The organism is Pseudomonas sp. GM48 (genome assembly GCF_000282335.1).
Taxonomy (GTDB): Bacteria; Pseudomonadota; Gammaproteobacteria; order Pseudomonadales; family Pseudomonadaceae; genus Aquipseudomonas.
Map to the genome: position 1 here is coordinate 43,429 of NZ_AKJM01000045.1, position 19,493 is coordinate 62,921.

General features: G+C 57.8%; 21 protein-coding genes. 10 read left to right on the plus strand and 11 right to left on the minus strand.

What is annotated here, in order from left to right; genetic code table 11:
- The first annotated feature begins 49 nt into the window (after positions 1-49).
- From PMI28_RS21250 to PMI28_RS21240, 3 genes are all read left to right on the plus strand, one after another.
- A complete protein-coding gene (locus PMI28_RS21250) occupies positions 50-1,300 on the plus strand; it encodes a lipoprotein-releasing ABC transporter permease subunit (protein ID WP_007984283.1) in 1,251 nt (416 codons plus the stop codon).
- Between the two features lie 7 nt (positions 1,301-1,307).
- The gene (lolD, locus tag PMI28_RS21245) at positions 1,308-1,991 is read left to right on the plus strand and encodes a lipoprotein-releasing ABC transporter ATP-binding protein LolD (protein ID WP_177318956.1); all 684 of its coding nucleotides are present in this window, start codon (positions 1,308-1,310) and stop codon (positions 1,989-1,991) included.
- A gap of 63 nt (positions 1,992-2,054) precedes the next feature.
- Positions 2,055-3,299 (plus strand): lipoprotein-releasing ABC transporter permease subunit, encoded by a 1,245-nt coding sequence (locus tag PMI28_RS21240; protein ID WP_007984286.1) that lies wholly within the window; start codon positions 2,055-2,057, stop codon positions 3,297-3,299.
- Between the two features lie 324 nt (positions 3,300-3,623).
- On the opposite strand, the gene PMI28_RS21235 is transcribed toward PMI28_RS21240, so the two are convergent.
- The gene (locus PMI28_RS21235; protein ID WP_007984288.1) at positions 3,624-4,973 is read right to left on the minus strand and encodes a heavy metal sensor histidine kinase; all 1,350 of its coding nucleotides are present in this window, start codon (positions 4,971-4,973) and stop codon (positions 3,624-3,626) included.
- Positions 4,973-5,653, minus strand: a complete 681-nt coding sequence (locus PMI28_RS21230; protein WP_007984290.1) for a heavy metal response regulator transcription factor — start codon at positions 5,651-5,653, stop codon at positions 4,973-4,975. Before PMI28_RS21230 ends, PMI28_RS21235 begins: the two co-directional genes overlap by 1 nt.
- A 155-nt stretch (positions 5,654-5,808) precedes the next feature.
- Here PMI28_RS21230 and copI point away from each other — a divergent pair, with 155 nt between their 5' ends.
- Together copI and queF are read left to right on the plus strand one after the other, a co-directional pair.
- Positions 5,809-6,345, plus strand: coding sequence for a copper-resistant cuproprotein CopI (gene copI, locus PMI28_RS21225; protein ID WP_007984292.1), 537 nt, complete (start codon positions 5,809-5,811; stop codon positions 6,343-6,345).
- 61 nt (positions 6,346-6,406) lie between these two features.
- The gene (gene queF / locus PMI28_RS21220) at positions 6,407-7,237 is read left to right on the plus strand and encodes an NADPH-dependent 7-cyano-7-deazaguanine reductase QueF (protein WP_007984293.1); all 831 of its coding nucleotides are present in this window, start codon (positions 6,407-6,409) and stop codon (positions 7,235-7,237) included.
- 171 nt (positions 7,238-7,408) lie between these two features.
- Here the strand turns inward: queF and PMI28_RS21215 are convergent, their stop codons facing one another.
- Both PMI28_RS21215 and PMI28_RS21210 read right to left on the minus strand, forming a co-directional pair.
- Positions 7,409-7,672 (minus strand): DUF4404 family protein, encoded by a 264-nt coding sequence (locus tag PMI28_RS21215; protein WP_007984295.1) that lies wholly within the window; start codon positions 7,670-7,672, stop codon positions 7,409-7,411.
- Positions 7,673-7,781: 109 nt separating this feature from the next.
- Positions 7,782-8,402: a hypothetical protein gene (locus PMI28_RS21210; RefSeq protein ID WP_007984298.1), complete on the minus strand. Its 621-nt coding sequence runs from the start codon at positions 8,400-8,402 to the stop codon at positions 7,782-7,784.
- A gap of 201 nt (positions 8,403-8,603) precedes the next feature.
- Between PMI28_RS21210 and PMI28_RS21205 the strand changes: the two genes are divergently transcribed.
- From PMI28_RS21205 to rssC, 3 genes are all read left to right on the plus strand, one after another.
- On the plus strand, positions 8,604-9,293 hold the full coding sequence (locus tag PMI28_RS21205) for an MlaA family lipoprotein (protein WP_007984299.1): 690 nt from the start codon (positions 8,604-8,606) through the stop codon (positions 9,291-9,293).
- A gap of 388 nt (positions 9,294-9,681) precedes the next feature.
- A complete protein-coding gene (gene rssB, locus PMI28_RS21200; protein WP_007984301.1) occupies positions 9,682-10,863 on the plus strand; it encodes a two-component system response regulator RssB in 1,182 nt (393 codons plus the stop codon).
- A complete protein-coding gene (gene rssC / locus PMI28_RS21195; protein ID WP_007984302.1) occupies positions 10,863-11,345 on the plus strand; it encodes an anti-sigma factor antagonist RssC in 483 nt (160 codons plus the stop codon). The genes rssB and rssC overlap by 1 nt, the downstream gene beginning before the upstream one ends.
- Before the next feature lie 254 nt (positions 11,346-11,599).
- Here the strand turns inward: rssC and tal are convergent, their stop codons facing one another.
- Positions 11,600-12,526, minus strand: a complete 927-nt coding sequence (tal, locus tag PMI28_RS21190; protein WP_007984304.1) for a transaldolase — start codon at positions 12,524-12,526, stop codon at positions 11,600-11,602.
- Positions 12,527-12,996: 470 nt separating this feature from the next.
- On the opposite strand from tal, the gene PMI28_RS21185 reads away from it, so the two are divergent.
- Positions 12,997-13,371, plus strand: a complete 375-nt coding sequence (locus PMI28_RS21185) for a hypothetical protein (RefSeq protein WP_443200721.1) — start codon at positions 12,997-12,999, stop codon at positions 13,369-13,371.
- Positions 13,372-13,443: 72 nt separating this feature from the next.
- Entirely contained in the window at positions 13,444-14,073 is a 630-nt protein-coding gene (locus PMI28_RS21180) for a hypothetical protein (protein WP_033063168.1), read from the plus strand.
- Positions 14,074-14,110: 37 nt separating this feature from the next.
- Here PMI28_RS21180 and PMI28_RS21175 read toward each other — a convergent pair whose 3' ends face one another.
- The 6 genes from PMI28_RS21175 to PMI28_RS21155 all read right to left on the minus strand — a co-directional run bounded on the left by PMI28_RS21175 (position 14,111) and on the right by PMI28_RS21155 (position 19,487).
- Positions 14,111-14,572, minus strand: a complete 462-nt coding sequence (locus PMI28_RS21175; protein ID WP_007984310.1) for a hypothetical protein — start codon at positions 14,570-14,572, stop codon at positions 14,111-14,113.
- 68 nt (positions 14,573-14,640) lie between these two features.
- On the minus strand, positions 14,641-15,474 hold the full coding sequence (gene galU, locus PMI28_RS21170) for a UTP--glucose-1-phosphate uridylyltransferase GalU (RefSeq protein ID WP_007984312.1): 834 nt from the start codon (positions 15,472-15,474) through the stop codon (positions 14,641-14,643).
- A gap of 122 nt (positions 15,475-15,596) precedes the next feature.
- Positions 15,597-15,986 carry a VanZ family protein gene (locus PMI28_RS0128370; protein ID WP_007984314.1) on the minus strand — a complete coding sequence of 130 codons (390 nt, stop codon included), beginning with the start codon at positions 15,984-15,986 and terminating at the stop codon, positions 15,597-15,599.
- Entirely contained in the window at positions 15,983-18,067 is a 2,085-nt protein-coding gene (locus tag PMI28_RS21165; protein ID WP_007984316.1) for a YjbH domain-containing protein, read from the minus strand. The genes PMI28_RS0128370 and PMI28_RS21165 overlap by 4 nt, the downstream gene beginning before the upstream one ends.
- Positions 18,064-18,831, minus strand: coding sequence for a capsule biosynthesis GfcC family protein (locus PMI28_RS21160; RefSeq protein ID WP_007984318.1), 768 nt, complete (start codon positions 18,829-18,831; stop codon positions 18,064-18,066). The genes PMI28_RS21165 and PMI28_RS21160 overlap by 4 nt, the downstream gene beginning before the upstream one ends.
- On the minus strand, positions 18,828-19,487 hold the full coding sequence (locus PMI28_RS21155; RefSeq protein ID WP_007984321.1) for a YjbF family lipoprotein: 660 nt from the start codon (positions 19,485-19,487) through the stop codon (positions 18,828-18,830). Before PMI28_RS21155 ends, PMI28_RS21160 begins: the two co-directional genes overlap by 4 nt.
- Between the last annotated feature and the right edge of the window lie 6 nt (positions 19,488-19,493).

Here is a 19,493-nt window from a genome sequence, read left to right on the forward strand (position 1 = left end):
TCGACCCCCGCCACAAGGACGTTCCTTTTCCCTCCGAACAAGCCCCGACATGTTCAGACCTCTCTTCGTATTTATCGGCACGCGTTACACCCGTGCAAAGCGTCGCAATCATTTTGTGTCATTCATTTCCCTGACTTCGATGATCGGGCTCGCCCTTGGCGTGGTCGTGATGATCGTAGTGCTGTCGGTGATGAACGGCTTCGATCATGAGATGCGCACCCGCGTGCTGGGCATGGTGCCCCACGCGACTATCGAGTCCGGCGAGCCGATCAGCGATTGGCAAAGCCTGGCCACCAAGGTCAAGCAGAACCCGCAGGTGACGGCCGTTGCGCCGTTTACGCAAATGCAGGGTTTGCTGACCAACAATGGCAAGGTCTCGAAAGTCCTGCTCAATGCCATCGACCCGGAGCAAGAGCGCCAGGTGTCGATCATTGATCACTTCATGACCCAGGGCAAACTCGACGACCTGGTCCCGGGCGAGTTTGGCATTGTCATCGGCGACAAGGCGGCAGCCAAACTCGGCGCGGCGGTTGGCGACAAGCTTACTTTCGTCGCACCTGAAGTCACCGTGACTCCGGCCGGGATGTTCCCGCGCATGAAGCGTTTTACCGTGGTCGGCATCTTCCACGTCGGTGCCGGTGAGCTTGATGGCTACCTCGGCGTCACCAACCTTCAGGATCTGGCCCGGCTGCATCGCTGGAAACCGGATCAAGTCCAGGGCCTGCGCCTCAAGTTCGATGACCTGTTCCAGGCACCACGCACCGCGTGGAGCATTGCCCGCGATCTGGGCGAGGACCGCTACTACGCCCGCGACTGGACCCGCACCCACGGCAACCTGTACCAGGCGATCCGCATGGAAAAAGCCATGATCGGCCTGTTACTGCTGCTGATCGTTGCCGTCGCGGCATTCAACATCATTTCAACGCTGGTGATGGTGGTGAACGACAAGAAGGGCGACATTGCGATCCTGCGCACACTGGGCGCCACGCCGGGCACGATCATGCGCACGTTCATGGTGCAGGGCACGGTGATTGGCGTGGTCGGCACGGCAATCGGTGCCGTGGTCGGCATCTTCGCCGCGTTGAACGTCAGCGCCGCGATTTCGGCCCTCGAAGGCCTGATCGGCCACAAATTCCTCAACGCCGACGTGTATTTCATCGATTACCTGCCGTCGCAAGTGCAGAGCCAGGACGTCGTCATGGTCTGCGCCGCCGCGTTGGTCCTGAGTTTCCTCGCCACCCTGTATCCAGCCTGGCGTGCCGCGCGCACCCAGCCTGCGGAGGCGCTACGTTATGAGTGAGTCGGGCATGAGTGATAAAGCAATCTTGAGCTGCCGCAGCCTGGGCAAGTCCTACGAGGAAGGCCCGGAATCGGTGGAAGTGTTGGCCGGCCTGCAACTGGAGTTGCACCCGGGAGAGCGTGTGGCGATTGTCGGCAAGTCCGGCTCGGGCAAAAGTACCTTGCTCAATTTGCTGGGCGGCCTCGATACACCGACCAACGGCAGTGTCTGGCTCGACGGTGAAGAGCTGTCGGCGCTGAGCGAGAAGAAACGCGGCCTGCTGCGTAATCGTGCCCTCGGCTTCGTGTATCAGTTCCACCACCTGCTGCCGGAATTCACCGCCCTGGAAAACGTCTGCATGCCGTTGCTGATCGGCAAGACTGCGATCCCCGAGGCGCGCCAGCGTGCCACGGCGTTGCTGGAGCGGGTAGGGCTGGGCCATCGCCTTGAACACAAGCCGGCCGAATTGTCCGGTGGTGAGCGTCAGCGCGTGGCCATCGCCCGCGCCCTGGTGAACAAACCGGGCCTGGTGATGCTCGATGAGCCGACCGGCAACCTCGACTCTCACACTGCCCAGGGCATCCAGGACTTGATGCTGGAGCTCAGCACCTCGATGCGCACGGCGTTCCTGGTGGTGACCCACGACATGAACCTGGCCCGCCAGATGGATCGCGTCCTGCACCTGCAGGAAGGTTGCCTGACTCCCATCTAACGGATTGAAACCCGATGCCTGAAAAGGCGTCGGGTCTTTTATTTTTATACGGTGCCCCAGCGAATGTTCAGACCGTTATCGATCTTTATCGGCACGCGCTATACCCGCGCCAAGCGCCGCAATCGCTTTGTTTCCTTCATCTCGATGACCTCGATGATCGGTCTCGCCCTCGGCGTACTGGCGATGATCGTGGTGCTGTCGGTGATGAACGGTTTTCAGCGCGAAATGAGCTCGCGCATCCTCGGCATGGTGCCGCATGCCACCATCGTCGGCGTCAACCCGATTGATGACTGGAAGCCCGTGGCAGCGGCCGCGATGAAAAACCCGGAAGTGACGGCGGCGGTGCCGTTCACCGAGATGGAAGGCATGCTGTCCTACAAGGGCACGATGCAGCCCATCCAGGTCAGCGGTGTCGACCCGGCGCTGGAAGGCCAGGTGTCGATCGTTGCCAAACACATCGTTCAGGGCAGTCTCGAAGCCCTGAAGCCGGGGGAATTCGGCGTGGTGATCGGCGAGATCACGGCACGCCGTTTCCGCTTGAACGTTGGCGACAAGATCACCCTGATCGTGCCGGAAGTCAGCAATGCGCCGGGCGGCATTACCCCGCGCATGCAACGGCTGAATGTGGTCGGTGTGTTCAAGGTCGGTGCGGAGCTGGATGGCACCATGGCGTTGATCAACATGGCCGATGCCGCGCAAATGCAGCACTGGGAACCGAACCAGGTGCAGAGCGTGCGCCTGGCGGTGAAGGACCTGTATGCCGCGCCGCAAGTGTCGAGCGACATCGCCAGGGGGCTGGGCGCCGCCTACAAGGCTGACGACTGGACCCACACCCAGGGCAGCCTGTTCAGTGCGATGAAGATGGAAAAAACCATGATTGGCCTGCTGTTGCTGATGATTGTCGCGGTGGCGGCGTTCAACATCATCGCGACCCTGATCATGGTGGTGAACGACAAGGGCGCGGACATCGCGATCCTGCGCACCATCGGTGCCACGCCGCGGCAGATCATGGCGATCTTCATGGTGCAGGGTACGGTGATCGGGATTGTCGGCACCTTGATTGGCGGTGTGTTGGGTGTGATTGCCGCGCTGAACGTCAGCGAGATGGTCGGCTGGATCGAGCGTGTCAGCGGGCAACACATCTTCAGTTCCGACGTGTATTTCGTCAGCAACCTGCCGTCGGAGCTGCAAGGCGGCGATGTGGCGTTGATCTGCACGGCGGGCTTTGTCCTGAGCTTCCTGGCCACGGTTTACCCGGCATGGCGGGCGGCGAAGATCGAGCCGGCTCACGCGTTGCGCTATTCGTAAGCCGTTACACCGCTTTCGCGAGCAAGCCCGCTCCCACAGGGGAATGCATTCCAAATGTGGGAGCGGGCTTGCTCGCGAAGGGGCCGGTACTGCCGGCCTCAATCCCCTCTTGGTAACTCAATCACAAACCTGGTCCACCCATTCTCCCACAGGGGAATGCATTCCAAATGTGGGAGCGGGCTTGCTCGCGAAGGGGCCAGTACTGCCGGCCTCAGTCTCCTTTTGGTAACTCAATCACAAACCTGGTCCACCCATTCTCCCACAGGGGAATGCATTCCAAATGTGGGAGCGGGCTTGCTCGCGAAGGGGCCGGTACTGCCGGCCTCAATCCCCCCTTGGCAACTCAATCACAAACCGCGTCCACCCATTCTCCGATTCGCAACGAATCTGCCCGCCATGGGCGCGGATGATCGACCGGGTGATCGCCAACCCCAATCCTGCATGTTCACTGCTGCCTTCGCGGCGTGCTGGATCTGCACGGTAGAAGCGGTCAAATAGCCGCGGCAGTAACTGGGCGTCTATTGCGCTCCCTGTGTTTTCGACGCTCAATCTCAGGTCATTCGCTTGCTCGACAATGTTTACCCGAACCTCGCCATCGACGGGGGTAAAACGTAGCGCGTTATCCAGTAAGTTGGACAATGCTCGCCTCAACATACTGCGGTCGCCTTCCAGGCACCCATGGCCTTCCCGTGCGAGCGTCACCTGCGCGTCTTCGGCCAGCGGTGCAAAAAACTCCAGTAACAGATCCGCTTCCTGTCCCAGCTCCAATGGCTCGCGTTTGGGGATCAACAGTCCATGGTCAGCCTTGGCCAGATAGAGCATGTCGTTGACCAGTTGCGCCATCCATTGCAGTTCTTCAAGGTTGCTGTGCAGGGCTTCGCGGTAGTCTTCGATGGGGCGAGGGCGGGTGAGGGTGACCTGGGTGTGGGTCAGCAGGTTCGACAATGGCGTGCGCAGTTCATGGGCAATGTCGGCGGAGAAGGCGGACAGGCGCTGAAACGAGTCGTCGAGGCGTCCGAGCATGGCGTTGAAGTTGTGGGCCATTTCCGCCAGCTCCGGCGGCATGTTTTCTTCAGGCAACCGCGCGTTCAGCGATTGCGCGGAAACACCGCTGGCCACCGCACTGATCCGCCGCAACGGGCGCAAGCCGCTGCGTGCCGCCCAGGCGCCAAGCAGTGCGGTGGCCAGGGCTGACAGGCCGACGGTCAGCCAGATCAAATGCTGCATGCGTTGCAGAAAGTGCTGGTGGTGTGTGATATCCAGCAACAAAGTCAGTTGCGGTGAATCGGGTTTGTCCGCGAAAAGCGGTGCATTCAGCACGCGGTAATCCGTGCCTTCATGGCTCACCGTCGACAATCCCGGCTGGCGCGGCAATGCCTGTGGAATGGTTGTCGAGCTGTCATACCAGCGCCGGCCGTCGCTGCCAGTGATTCGCAGGGACAAATCAGCCTGTCGGCTCAATTCTTCTGCCAGCTGCACTTCGCTATCTCTGGACTGAAAGTCGTGCAGGTCCCGGCGCAAGCCCATCAGCTTGCCGTCCAGCAGTTGCTGGTCGAGTTCAATGAAGTGCGCTTCGCTGGCGCGGCTGAACAGCACGCCGGCGAACAACGACACCACGGCGGTGCAGGCGGCAAACAGCAGCGCCAGGCGGCTGCTCAAGGACAGCTGGCGCATCAGGCGGGGCGCTCTTCAAGGACGTAACCCATGCCGCGCACGGTGTGGATCAGTTTGTTGGGGAATTCATCGTCGATCTTCAGGCGCAGACGGCGGATCGCCACCTCGATGACATTGGTGTCGCTGTCGAAATTCATGTCCCAGACCTGGGACGCAATCAGCGACTTGGGTAAGACTTCGCCCTGGCGGCGCAGGAGCATTTCCAGCAGGGCGAACTCCTTGGCGGTCAAGTCGATACGCTGCCCGCCGCGTTCGACCCGGCGACGGATCAGGTCCAGGCGCAAATCGGCCAGTTGCAAGCTGGTTTCCTGTGGCGTGGCACTCCCGCGGCGCAACAGGCTGCGGACCCGGGCCAGCAGTTCGGAGAAAGCAAACGGTTTGACCAGATAGTCGTCGGCGCCCAGTTCGAGGCCATGAACCCTGTCCTCCACGGCGTCCCGCGCGGTCAGAAAAAGTACCGGGGTGTCCAGGCCAGCGCTGCGCACCGCTTGAAGAATTTGCCAGCCATCTCGACCGGGCAGCATCACATCGAGAATCAGCAGGGCATATTCGCCGCTGAGGGCCAGTTGCTGGCCGGTGCTACCGTCGGCCACCAGCTCCGTGTTGAAACCGGCCTCGGCCAGGCCCTGGCGCAGGTAATGGCCGGTTTTCGGTTGGTCTTCGACAATCAGCAGTTTCATGGGCGGCTCATGGCAAATGGAACGAACGCTTTATACCGTGGGAAGCATTCGCACAGGGCAACCTGACAAAGTTGTAATCTGGCTGTCAGGTTACGGGCAGTGGCAGCAGTTTAGAGTTTTGCGCACGCTGAGCCTTATCTTGTTGGAGTATGACGATGTTTTTACGCAAATTCGTGGCGCCAATCGTTTGTTTGCTGGCGCTGAGTTCACCGGTGTGGGCGGACGCCGGGCATACCTACGATTTCGGTCAACCGGCCCCGGCGGCCAAGGCGACCCGCAGCGTCGAGGTGGTCATGGGTGACATGTCCTTCACGCCGAAGGCCATCGACATCAAGGCCGGGGAAACCGTGCGCTTCGTGCTCGTCAATAAAGGCCAGTTGTTGCATGAATTCAATCTGGGTGATGCGGCGATGCACGCCAGACACCAGCAGGAAATGTTGCAGATGCAACAGAGCGGGATGCTGACGCCAACCGGTATGAAAGCGATGGACCACGGCAACATGGCTGGCATGGATCACGGCAAAATGGACCACGGCATGAAACATGAAGACCCGAACAGCGTGCTGGTGGAACCGGGCAAGACTGCTGAGCTGACCTGGACCTTCAGCAAGGCCACCAATCTGGAATTTGCCTGCAATATCCCCGGCCATTACCAGGCTGGCATGGTCGGCAAACTGACTGTCAGTCAGTAAGCACTCAAAGGCTGGAGCAAAGGCTGATAGAATCCGCTGATTCTTCAGTCAGGTTTCCGCCATGCATCCCGCAGCCGAACATTCGCCGCTGGGCAAATCCAGCGAATACATCGCCACGTACACACCTTCCTTGCTGTTCCCGATCCCGCGCACCGCGAAGTGGGCGGAGCTGGGCCTGACGGCCGAAACCCTGCCGTATAAAGGCGTGGACTTCTGGAACTGCTTCGAACTGTCGTGGCTGTTGCCGTCGGGCAAGCCCGTGGTCGCCATCGGCGAATTCAGCATTCCGGCGGACTCACCGAACATCATCGAGTCGAAGTCGTTCAAGCTGTACCTCAACTCCCTGAACCAGACGCCGTTTGCCGATACCGCGAGCCTTGAGGCGACGCTGGTCAAGGATTTGTCGGCTGCCGCCGGCAAGCCTGTGGGTGTGCGCATTCGCAGTCTCAAGGATGTCGAGCGCGAAGGCGTCGTGGCCTTGCCGGGCGTGTGCATCGATGAACTGGATATCAGCGTCAGCAACTACGAGCAGCCACGGCCGGAACTGCTGCGTTGCGATGATTCGCGTATTGTCGAGGAGAGCGTGCACAGCCATTTGCTCAAGTCCAACTGCCCGGTCACCAGCCAGCCGGACTGGGGCAGCGTGGCGGTGGAGTACCGCGGTGCGGCGCTGGACCACGCGAGCCTGCTCGAGTACATCGTCAGCTTCCGTCAGCATTCGGACTTCCATGAGCAGTGTGTAGAGCGGATCTTTCTCGACCTGCAGCGGTTGCTCAAGCCGGAGAAACTGACGGTGTATGCACGTTATGTGCGTCGTGGCGGGCTGGATATCAACCCGTATCGCAGCACTGAAGACGTGCAACTGCCGAACCATCGCCTGGTCCGCCAGTAAAGCTTTAATGTGGGAGCGGGCTTGCTCGCGAAGGCTGCTTCACATTCAACGATGATGTTGACTGACCCACCGCTTTCGCGAGCAAGCCCGCTCCCACAGGGGATTTGCATTGTCAGTAGAAATGAAAAAGCCCTGCTATTGCTAGCAGGGCTTTTTTGCATCTGGCGGGGTTCAGATCCCCATGTTGGCCAAGGCCAGCCCGATGTTGCGCAGGGTGCCGGCAAGTGTTGGATGTTCGAGTTCGAAGCGCTCAACGGCCAGGTTGACGCCATCGGCGAGGCTGGAATCCGGGGTTTTGGTTTCAAGCTCAAGCTTCAATTCAATCTGCTGCATGAGCTCGTACAGTTCGGCGCGTTCTTCTTCAGACAACGGAGGATTCTGGTCCAATTGCTCGCGCAGGGCATTGAGCTGTTCTTGCAGTTCGCGGGCAGGCATGGCGTTCTTCCTTCTATCGATAGGCACTGGCATAGACCAAGGCAGCACGCCAAAGGTCTATGGCTGACCTTTAGATTAATCCACTCGTGCATAACGTGCATGATCTCTGTCAGGGCTTTTCGCCCTTGAGTCGACGCAGGCAGATATCGGCCAGGCAGGTGTCGAGTTCACCGAGGTGATCGATCACCGAATGCACGCCCAGACCGAACAGTTGCATCGTGGCCTTGGCGCGTTTGATGTCGCGTTCCTGCGGGGGCAATGCTTGCCATTCCTGGGGCGTCAACCCGCACAGCGAGCCGCAGGACGCCAGGCCGATGGTCCACAACCCGGCATTGAGTCCCGATTGCAGCAAGCGGGGCTCGCCGCTCACCAGTACACAGCCGTCGAGTCGCTCGACGTTCAGGGTCATCAAGGCTTGCCAGCAGGCATTCGGGGCGGGCCATGGATTATTTGTTGCTGGATGTTGCGTGGATTTGATCCATTCCGGCAGCGCAGCGGCCAGGGATTGGCTGAGGGCCGGGGGAAGATCGTCGAGCCAGGCGCAAGGGATTTGCTGGCGCTGCAAGCTGCGCAGGCTATCCAGTGCGCCGGGTGTGGCCTCGGCGTGTTCGCTCGAGTGACTGCCGTGCCGGTGCGTGTGTGCGCCGAAATCCACCAGGCAGCCACTGAGCCCGAACAGTACGGCGGTGAGGCTGGGTGCGGTTTGGGGCAAGGCTTCGGCGAGTGGCATGTGGACGTCCCTGAAATAGCCTGAAGGCTAGCGGGCGACGGTGACAGTTGAGTGACATGGATGTGAATCGCTCACATTTGGCTCGATTCCTTCGGTCTGGATTTCGTGCAAAGTGCCTTAAACGGCGTTTACGTCTTATACTTGCCTACTTATTGCCTGGGCCAAGTGCCCGAGCCAGTACAAACCAAGGAGTTTTTTTCTATGCGCTGGAGCAATTATCTAGCCAGGATTTGTGTGTGCGCCAGTGCGATGGTGGTTCCGTTCGTTGCCCAGGCAGCGACGGAAGAGGATCCTTGGGAGAGCGTCAACCGCCCGATCTACAAGTTCAACGACGTGATCGACACCTACGCCCTCAAGCCCCTGGCCCAGGGCTACCAGTACGTGACGCCGCAGTTTGTCGAAGACGGCGTTCACAATTTCTTCCGCAACATCGGTGATGTGCGCAACCTGGCCAACGATATCCTGCAGGCCAAACCTCACGCCGCAGGCGTTGATACCGCGCGAATCATTTTCAACACCACCTTCGGCTTGCTGGGCGTGATTGATGTCGGCACCAAAATGGGCCTGCAACGCAATGACGAAGACTTCGGTCAGACACTGGGTTACTGGGGTGTCAGCAGCGGCCCTTACGTGATGCTGCCATTCCTGGGGCCAAGTACCTTGCGTGATGCGCCGTCGAAGTACGTCGACAGCTATACCGGCGCTTATCGTTACGTAAACGACATTCCGGTGCGTAACTCGTTCTGGGCCCTGGACATCATCGATACCCGGGCCAACCTGCTGTCGAGTGAGAAGCTGATCACCGGCGACAAATACACCTTTATCCGCAATGCGTATTTGCAGAACCGTGAATTCAAGGTGAAAGACGGTCAGGTCGAAGACGATTTTTAACATCGACCGGTAAATTGAGAAGGCGGCCATCAAGGCCGCCTTTTTTTGTCTGCGAAGTCCCGCATGCGGATGAAATCGCGCTTTTCGCTGTAGTCCCGACCGGTTTGACTCATGGAATCAATCCTTCCATTGGGTTACGGATTTGCCTGTTCTTATAACTCTCTGTGATTTGACAAATAAAGACGTCAAGCGACCATCGGCGTGAGCTTGAAACGCCCCGCGGATGGGAGTACCGTCTGCGCCTTAGAAGGGCACCTCTGGTGTACATGTGTGTAGGGCGAATGCCCGAAAGCGGTGCGACAGAGAGGCTAGAAAGCGAATCCAGTAGTCAGCGCCGGGTCAAACCCCCGCCTGCTACGCCAACCTAATTCTGGCGCCGTTTGCCCACATGCCAAAAACCAGTGCCACGCTGCTGATAATCGATGATGACGAAGTAGTGCGCGCGAGCCTCGCCGCCTATTTGGAAGACAGTGGTTTCAGCGTCTTGCAGGCCAGCAATGGTCAGCAGGGTCTACAGGTATTCGAGCAAGACAAGCCTGACTTGGTCATCTGCGATCTGCGCATGCCGCAGATGGGCGGACTCGAACTCATCCGCCAGGTGACCGGGCTATCGCCGCAAACGCCGGTGATTGTGGTTTCGGGCGCGGGCGTGATGAACGACGCGGTCGAAGCCCTGCGCCTGGGCGCCGCGGACTACCTGATCAAGCCTCTCGAAGATCTGGCCGTGCTCGAGCACTCTGTGCGCCGGGCCCTTGATCGCGCGCGCCTGCTGCTGGAGAACCAGCGCTACCGCGAGAAGCTGGAAAAGGCCAACCGCGAGCTCGCTGCCAGCCTGAACCTGCTCCAGGAGGACCAGAACGCCGGTCGCCAGGTGCAGATGAACATGCTGCCGGTCAGCCCCTGGGCCATCGACGAGTTCAAATTTGCTCACCAGATCATCCCGTCGCTGTACCTGTCGGGTGATTTCGTCGACTACTTCCGGGTCGACGAACGCCGGGTAGCCTTCTATCTGGCGGACGTTTCCGGTCATGGCGCCTCTTCAGCCTTCGTCACCGTGCTGTTGAAGTTCATGACCACGCGCTTGCTGTTCGAGTCCAAGCGCAGCGGCACCTTGCCGGAATTCAAGCCTTCAGAGGTCCTTGGTCATATCAACCGGGGCCTGATCAGTTGTAAGCTGGGAAAACACGTCACAATGGTCGGTGGAGTCATCGACGAGGAGACCGGTTTGTTGACCTATAGCATCGGCGGTCATTTGCCGTTGCCTGTGTTGTACACGCCAGACAGTGTTCGTTATCTGGACGGGCGTGGTCTGCCGGTGGGCCTCTTCAACGAAGCCACCTATGAAGATCACGTGCTGGAACTGCCGCCGACGTTCAGCCTGACGCTGATGTCTGATGGCATTCTGGATCTTTTGCCAGAACCCACACTCAAAGAAAAAGAAGCAGCATTGCCTCAACGGGTCAAGGCTGCGGGCGGCACCCTGGATGGGTTGCGGCAGGTTTTTGGATTGGCCACGCTAGGGGAGATGCCGGATGATATCGCCCTGTTGGTGTTGAGCAGGAATCTTTAATGAGTACCGGTAGAATCCAGTTCGCCGAGCAGGAAGGCACCTTCGTCCTGAAGTTCGTCGGTGAAGTTCGCCTGACCCTGTGTTCGGCGTTGGATGCGACTATTGAGCGGATCTTCAGCGCGTTGAATTTCAACACGATCGTGATCGATCTGACCGAAACCCGCAGCATCGACAGCACCACACTTGGCCTTCTGGCCAAGCTGTCGATCCTGTCGCGGCAGAAAGTCGGGCTGCTGCCGACCGTCGTCACCACCCACGAAGACATCACGCGTCTGCTGCAGTCCATGGGCTTCGAACAGGTGTTCAACATCGTTGACCAGCCGGTACCGTGCCCGGAGTGCCTGGACGACCTGCCAGATCAGGATCAGTCCGAAGAAGTGGTGCGGATCAAAGTGCTTGAAGCGCACAAAATCCTCATGGGCCTGAACGACACCAATCGTGAAGCCTTTCATGACCTGGTGAATGCGCTCGAACGGCACTGATTTCGCAGAGAGTGGGGCTTTTGTGGTGAGGGGGCTTGCCCCCGTTGGGCTGCGAAGCAGCCCTGAAGCAGGCAACTACATTCCTTCTGAGATACCAGGTTGCAGACTTCGCGGCTGCTGCGCAGCCGAACGGGGGCAAGCCCCCTCGCCACAAATGATCATTTTCTCTAAACCATCATCTGGCACATAATCGAGCGACACAAAAAAGGGCGAACCCACCAAGGTTCGCCCTTTTTGCATTACACCAATTCAGATCACAGCTTGGCCTGCAACAACGCCTCAAGCTTCTCCTGATCCCGGGCGAACTGACGAATACCTTCAGCCAGTTTTTCGGTCGCCATCGCATCTTCGTTGGACAACCAACGGAACTGCGATTCATTGAGGCTCAGGCGCGCTTCACCGGCATGGCCCGGCACCAGTTTGCGCTCCAGCTTGCCGGTATCCGCAGCCAGCTTGTCGATCAAGTCCGGGCTGATGGTCAGGCGGTCGCAGCCGGCCAGTTGCTCGATCTGCCCCAGATTGCGGAAGCTCGCCCCCATGACCACAGTCTTGTAGTCATTGGCTTTGTAGTAGTTGTAGATGCGCGTCACCGACTGCACGCCCGGATCATCCGCGCCGGTGTAGTCGTTGCCGTTGGCTTTCTTGTACCAGTCGTAGATACGGCCCACGAACGGCGAAATCAGGAACACCCCGGCGTCGGCACAGGCGGCCGCCTGAGCGAAGGAGAACAGCAGGGTCAGGTTGGTCTGGATGCCTTCCTTTTCCAGGATCTCGGCAGCGCGGATGCCTTCCCAGGTGGACGCGATCTTGATCAGCACGCGGTCGCGGCCAATACCGGCCTTGTCGTACAGTTCGATCAGGCGATGCGCACGCTTCAACATGGCGTCGGTGTCGAACGACAGGCGCGCATCCACTTCGGTGGAAATACGGCCCGGAATCACTTTCAGGATTTCTTGCCCCACGGCCACGCCAAAACGGTCGCTGGCCAGGCCCACATCGCCCTTGCAGTCGTTGACGCTGGCGTTCAGCAGTTCGGCATAAGCCGGAATGGCCGCAGCCTTGAGCAGCAGGGAAGGGTTGGTGGTGGCGTCCACGGGTTTAACGCGAGCGATAGCTTCGAAGTCGCCGGTGTCGGCAACTACGGTCGTCATTTGTTTGAGTTGTTCCAGCTTGGAAGTCATGGGCGTGCTCTGTCCTATGGATCTGTTGACATTACCCGAGCGCTGACAGCCACTCAAGGGTGCGTGCGTGTATCAATGCCCCCTGTGGCAACAACCTGAAAACGGGTGTTTGAAAGGTGGGCGCGGTATCGATAAATAGGATGCCAATCGGGCTGACAGGTTCAACTCATCTGACGGTTAGCGCCGTGTAATCAGATCATTCGAAGCCTGAATCCTCTGTTAACTCTCGCGGCACCTTACGTGTAATTAACGATATCGTTGAAGTCTATATAGTTCGATTGCGGGCTCAATAATTGTTATAAAAAGTCAATTAACACCTTGGTCAAGTTAGTCTTCGCGCTAGCAGGTGTAATGTTATCTGGCAGAAGTTTTGATCGTTAGAATACGTCCAGTACAAATATAAAATAAAGTGTAATGTAATAATTGGGAATGTGTGTTTGTAGAAATAACTTCACAGCGTGAAGAGGTATATGTGTTTGGATGCGTTTGATGATTTGATGCTTGGCTATGCACTAAAAAAATTGACCGACGTATTTGAAGAAATCGTGGAGGTTTCGAAAAACACCGCTTCGGACAAAGCGACGTGCTTGCTAGATATCAGACAATCCAAAACCGCAAAGAAAATCCCCATCTGGCTGGGGCGTCTGCGAGGCAACACCCCATATCAAGTGACCCATGTCCTGATCGATCAGATGCACGCCTCTCGAAAACTCAAGCGCAACCAGCGTTTCGCGGCACAAGTTGCCTTGCTGGAAGCGCTGGTAGAGGACGGACTGGCAATGCACATCGCCAGTTATTCGGTGGTTGTCGTAGAGAATCGTCTGAAGTGCTTTGTTGATCGATGAGCGTTGTATCTACTGAACACGCACCCGGTGTCCATTGCACTGGAAAATTGCATGAGGCGGTGAGGAAGTAGATTGGAGTCAAAACTGTACATCGCTCAATACGCCGGAATCACCGTCATGCTTCCAGCGGCCATGGTCGTCGCAGGTTGGTTATGGTGCATGGCATCCAGAAAACTCGCCGTCCTTTGGCTAGGCGTACTGTTCGTAGCCTATTTTGTCGTAGGCCTCAGTAAAGTGCTGTTCAAGGGCTGGGGAATCGGCCTGGAAAGCCTGAATATCGCGGTCATCAGCGGCCACGCGATGAACGCCTGCCTGGTGTCGACCGTTGTACTGAGTTTGCTATTTCGCCAACTGGATCATCGCCTTCGATGGCTGGCACTGGGGGCGGGGCTGCTGTCGACCTGGTGGTTCAGCGTCCAGTATGTCGGGCAGACGATTCATCCTCTGCCGGAAGCCATAGCCGGAGCGGTTGTGGGGTCAGCCGCGGCGTGCATATTTCTTTTCAGGCTGGAGAGTAAGGAAATCCGCAAAATTCCCCGGCAGGCGCTGGTGCTGGGGCTGGCGGTAATTCTACTGAGTACGGGGATTCCGAAGTACACCGCTGAGGGGGTCTTGAACTCGCTGGCGGTGACTCTGTCGGGGGCAGAAAAGGCGTTTATGCAGCCTCATTGGCGCTCTCCTGGTGCGTCGTCACGGTTGTAGTTTCGGTTTGATGGCGGGTTTTGGCCAGAAAACGACGCTAGGACTCACTACTGCTTTTCTCGTCAATCCGAGCCAACAGTTCTGCAGTTTTCAATTGCATCAGGGCTACATCGCCGCGACTCTCAACGGTTAGCAGGATTTCAGGCTCGGTCTCCGAAAGGTGGACTTTGAAACGCCACTCAGTGAACGTCAGGCTTAGGCCATTGCTCTCGTCCATGTCCAGTGCCTTACCGGCATACAGGGAACAGAGATGTTCTAGTACGTCAGTCGGATTGCGGACTGCACATCGAATTTCCCCGGAGGAGGGGAAGAGCCCAATGCGTTCCACCAGTAATCTGGGTTGAGTGGAGTTTGCGGAAGGTGCTCTTTCGTACGTCCGCAACCAGGCCATCAATCCACTGTTGCCCTCGGTGAACTTCTGCCCAAAAACCATATTGCCCGGTGCAAAAGGGTCCAGCGATGTATAGACAGAGTCGATCGGTGATCTGGAAGCGTTCATAGTGGTCTGCCTCGCAAAAGGTTTATGGCCGCTCAGAAACGCGGCACCCAAGAGCTAAAAATTACCGTTTACAGGCCTTTTTTATAAAAATTTTCATAACAGAAGTTGGTCGCGTCGATATAACCTTCCGCTCCGCCGCAGTCAAAGCGGTGACCTTGGAACTTGTAAGCCAACACACAGCCACTTTGTGCCTGCTTCATCAATGCATCAGTGATCTGGATTTCTCCACCCTTGCCGGGCTCGGTATCGGCAATCAAGTCAAATATATCGGCCGTCAGAATGTAACGACCAATAATGGCCAGATTGGACGGAGCATCTTCCGGTTTTGGTTTTTCAACCATACTGTTGACCCGGTAAATACCTTCGCGAATCTGCTCGCCAGCGATCACTCCGTACTTGTGCGTCTGATCGTTGGGTACTTCCTGGATGGCAACGATCGAGCACCGGAACTGCTTATAGAGCGCGATCATCTGCGACAGCACACCATCGCCTTCCAGGTTCAAACACAGGTCGTCAGCCAGCACCACCGCAAACGGCTCGTCACCAATCAACGGCCGACCAGAAAGAATGGCGTGCCCAAGCCCCTTCATCTCCACCTGACGGGTGTAGGAGAAGGTGCAAGTCTCCATCAGCTCACGAGTGCCCGACAGGAACTTCTCTTTTTCGCTGCCGCGAATCTGATGTTCCAGCTCGTAGCTGATATCGAAGTGATCTTCCAAAGCCCGCTTGCCACGACCGGTAACGATCGCCATGTGCTGAAGGCCAGCATCCCGTGCTTCCTCAACTCCGTACTGGATCAACGGCTTGTTGACGATCGGCAGCATTTCCTTTGGCATCGACTTGGTGGCGGGCAGAAAGCGCGTGCCATAGCCGGCAGCAGGGAACAGACATTTACGGATCATAGAAGCGTCCTTTACTCCAATGTATAAGAGAAACCATCATTTACTGCGGACAGCACTAAGTTGTCCCCGCCAATGGGCAGTGCCTCCCAATTCTCGTTATGCTCACGGACGAAGCCATGGTCTTAAGTATCCGTGAGCTCAACGGATTGTTTGACTGGCTGCTTACAACGCCACGCAATCAAACCGATCAACACACCGACAGTATTGGCCAAGGCGTCGTAAGGTGATGCCGTGCGCAGCGGCATCAGTGCTTGTGCATATTCGATCAGGATCCCCGTCAGCAGACAGCCCAAGGCGATCCAGCGCGCTTTGACCCGCAGGAAGGCCAACTGGCAACTAAAAGACAATGCGAAAAAACCAACCAGGTGATGCAGCTTGTCTTCCTGGGCAAAGGCTTCGGGAATCGGTTGCGCTCGCAAAGCGGCGGTCAGCAAGACCACACTGACGATGATGAAAAACAGCGTGCGTATCCATTGGGAAAGTTGTGTGGCACCCAGGAGTAACGAACTCATTCGGTGATCTTCTCAAAGTTTTTATAGAACGCATCGCTGTCGCGGCCATTGGTCATGGTGTACAGCGAATATTGGCGATTAAGACGCGCGCCACCATCACGGGTCAGCGGAGCCCAGACCAGGTTGGCGCGACGCATCGTGGAAACGCTCATCAACTCGTCGAACGGGACCGAGATATAGATACCTTTGTCGAAGCTACCCTCGCCGAACTCTTCTGACGTGGCCGTGGTGCGGGTGACCCAGCCGCCAAACTTCACGCCGTTACTGAACTCATGCGACAGATCGAACGTGGCACCCCAATCGCGCGCCAGATAACGTCCAACACTGACCGCCGCCTGCAAATCGAAAGGCAGTTCGGTATAGGTGGTGATGTGACCGGTCGCGGTCTTGTAATCGCGCAGACCAAAACCCTGGTCAAATTCGCGCTGGCGTACATAGTTCAAGTCTGCACCCACGGCCCAGCGCTCGCCCATAGGGCGGTACAACAATTCACCGCCGACCCCGGCGAACATTGACTCCAGGTAACCGCCATACACCATGCCAAACAAGTCTTGATCCAGTTGCTTGGCATGGTTGAGCTGAAATGTCGGCATCGTTACATCAGAGGTGATGACGTACTTGCGCAAATCGGTCCGCACTCGGGGCAGGTTGCTCGGTGCGTCGTACTTGAACTTTTCAAAGTTGTTCAGCAGATTGGTGCTTATGACCCCGCTCGTCCACGTACTGCGGGTAAAGCGGTATTCTGCGTCCACATCAGCAGTCAGTTGGTACAGCATGCCGTCGGGACCGCCAATGTTTTGCTTGTAACCCAAGCCGATACCATAGTTAAAACGCTCGAGGGCCTGGGTGTACAACGTGTTTTCAATGTGTGGCGTGGCCCGGTTCAATTCGGTGGTGCGGTGCAGGTCTGTAAGGTCTTGTTGGTTGTTCACCACGGCCCGGAAGGTTTCGCGCGGCACACTGGTTTCTTCCACGGGCATGTCGTAACGCTTGTTCACCATCGTGAACCAGTCGATGTCGTCATTCGCGCTGTTGTCCAGAATCCGGCTGGCCCGGCCCACGCCTTTGGCGGAGTAGAAATAGCGCGACTGTTCGCCATACACAATCAGCTCGGAATCGCGCTGAGCGATACGCTCGACCTTATAACCTGCGTTGTTTTCCAGCCGTTTGGAAACCCCCGCCCAGTCGACCTGATCGAGCGGTGTGGTTGGCTCACGTGCCGGCAGCGCTTCGACAGCGGGGTCGTAGCGTTTGGCCGGCGCCTTGCGGCTGGTGAAATTGGTATGAAAAGTAATACCGAACAACGCGGTGTTGCCGCGCTCCCAACCGGCGCTCAAATCGACTGAGTCAGTTAGCTTGAACACCGCCCCGATGTTGATGGGCGAGTCCTGCTTCAGGCTATTTTTCAGCGGCTCGTGCCTGTAGTCGTTACCGTCGAACTCGAGTTTCAAGCTCAAGGGCGACCAGGGCGTCTGATAGGCCACGCCGCCAAACAACGCGGGCGAGCCTCGAAAATACGAGCCGGTATTGACGTTGCCCGCGTCCGCGCCCGTGTTTACCGGGCGTGTATCAAAGCGCTCATCGAGGTACCCCAGCGGGTTTTCGAAATCCCCGCGGTTACCGATGTAGCCCCAAGCAACGCCCAGGCTGAAATCCAGATCATAGTAACGTTTGTTCGCCACAAAGTATTCGCTGGAAAACAGACCGGTACCCCCGACATCCCGAAAGCCGAGCGCGACCTCGGGCAACCAGTGGCTTTCTTGCCAGAGGCGGGCTTTGACATCGACCGCCTTGTCTTTATAGCTTTGGTCGCCGCTTAATGCCTCGGCCCCGTATTTACGGTCGCTGATAGCGGTATAACGAAAACTGCCTTCCAGCCAGTCAAGGGGCTGTATTGAAATGCTATAGCGCGAATATGGGTCGGTCCGGTTGGCGTTCAGACTGAATTCGCCGGCGGGTGCCATCCGTGCGGTGGGGGTTTGCAACAAACCCACGCCACCGAAATCATTCTGGGTAAAACGTGGCTCTCCATGAGCCAGGCTGTAGGGCAACAACACTACGGCGGCAAAACGTAACTTCAAGGGGCCACCTCGGGCAGCGGTTGGGTGGCGAGAAACTGGGCAAGCTGCTCGTTCAAGTCGGGTGTGGGCAGGTCCGGATTATCGTTGCGCACGGGCACCAGAATTGTGCTGCCTGCGGCGGCAAACACTCCGTCTTCGCGGTTCCAGGCGGCGTTGCCGACTCGCTTGACCTGGCCATCGGGCTGAATCAGCCACAGGTAATCGGCATCAGCGTCGGTCGCTGGCAGACAGCTTTTGAGATATTCATGGGCTTGTTGCGGGGCGCGATAAGGCAGCGTGCAGGACTTTTCCACTGCGCCCAGGACGGTGACCGTAGACGGGCGTCGGGGGTAGATCAGATGGTCGCCGTCATTGAGCGAGTAATTGAGGGCGAACGCGACCTCCAGCGCTACGGGGTCGAGCACCGCGACTTTTCGGCCGGTGACGGGTAGTCGGCTGACCTCTTCAAACAGGCGCGCAGCCAGAGCTGCAAGGCTGTTGTTGTCTTCCAGCAGGGCGCCACGTTGAAGCAATTTCAAATCGAACAGTACGCCGGCTTTAAGGCGGGTTTGCTGCTCCATCAATGGCTGGTGCAGCCAGGCGGCGGCCAGCCAGTAACTTTCGGCGTTCGGGCGTCCCTGGCTGACGGCATCGAGCAAGCGTGTGCCTGGCACGAATGTGAAGGATCCAGCGTTTAGTACGTCACCCGTGACCGTGACAGCGGCCTGAGTCATCGCGGAACTTGCCAGCAACAGGCAAGCCGACAGCGTTTTCAAATATCTCACCGAGCCGTCTCCCGGTCAGGGCGCAATTGCACAATCTTCAAGAAAAGTTCCGGCGTGAGATGTTGTTCGCTTTGCAGGATCAAGCCATCGTCAGGCCTGACCCAAAAACGGTTGGTGGCCTTGAATCCCAGCTCAGGTATGTCGATGCGTTCGTCTATGCGCTGCAACGCATAGTCCTTGTCCAGGATGGTGACGGTTTCGATGGCCTCTCGACTGAATCGACTGTTGACCGCCAGCCCGACCCGCGGACCCTGATAGGTATCTATCCAGCGGGTACTGCTGTAACCATCGGGCAATCGCTGCAAGCCAAGTTTGAACGGCGACTCACCGTCGAAGCGCGTGCCATCGAGATTGATGCCCAGGCCGACAGTGCGCACGATCAGACCATCGCGCATCAACAACACCTGTTTGCCGGAGGCGACCCAGAACTCCAGGTCGCCCTGCTGGCGAAGTTTCGCCAACACACCTTCGCTGGAGTCCGTGGTGACCTTTATCTGCGCATAGGGCACGGCCTCCACTTGCTCCGCAGTCAATTCCAGCGACGGGGCGCCCTGTGTGGCGGCTTTAAAGGTATCCAGGGACGCCTGCATCAACGGATTGCAGCCACACAGCAGTAAACCCACCGCCAGGCATGAGCTGTTACGCAAAGTTTTCAAAGCGGC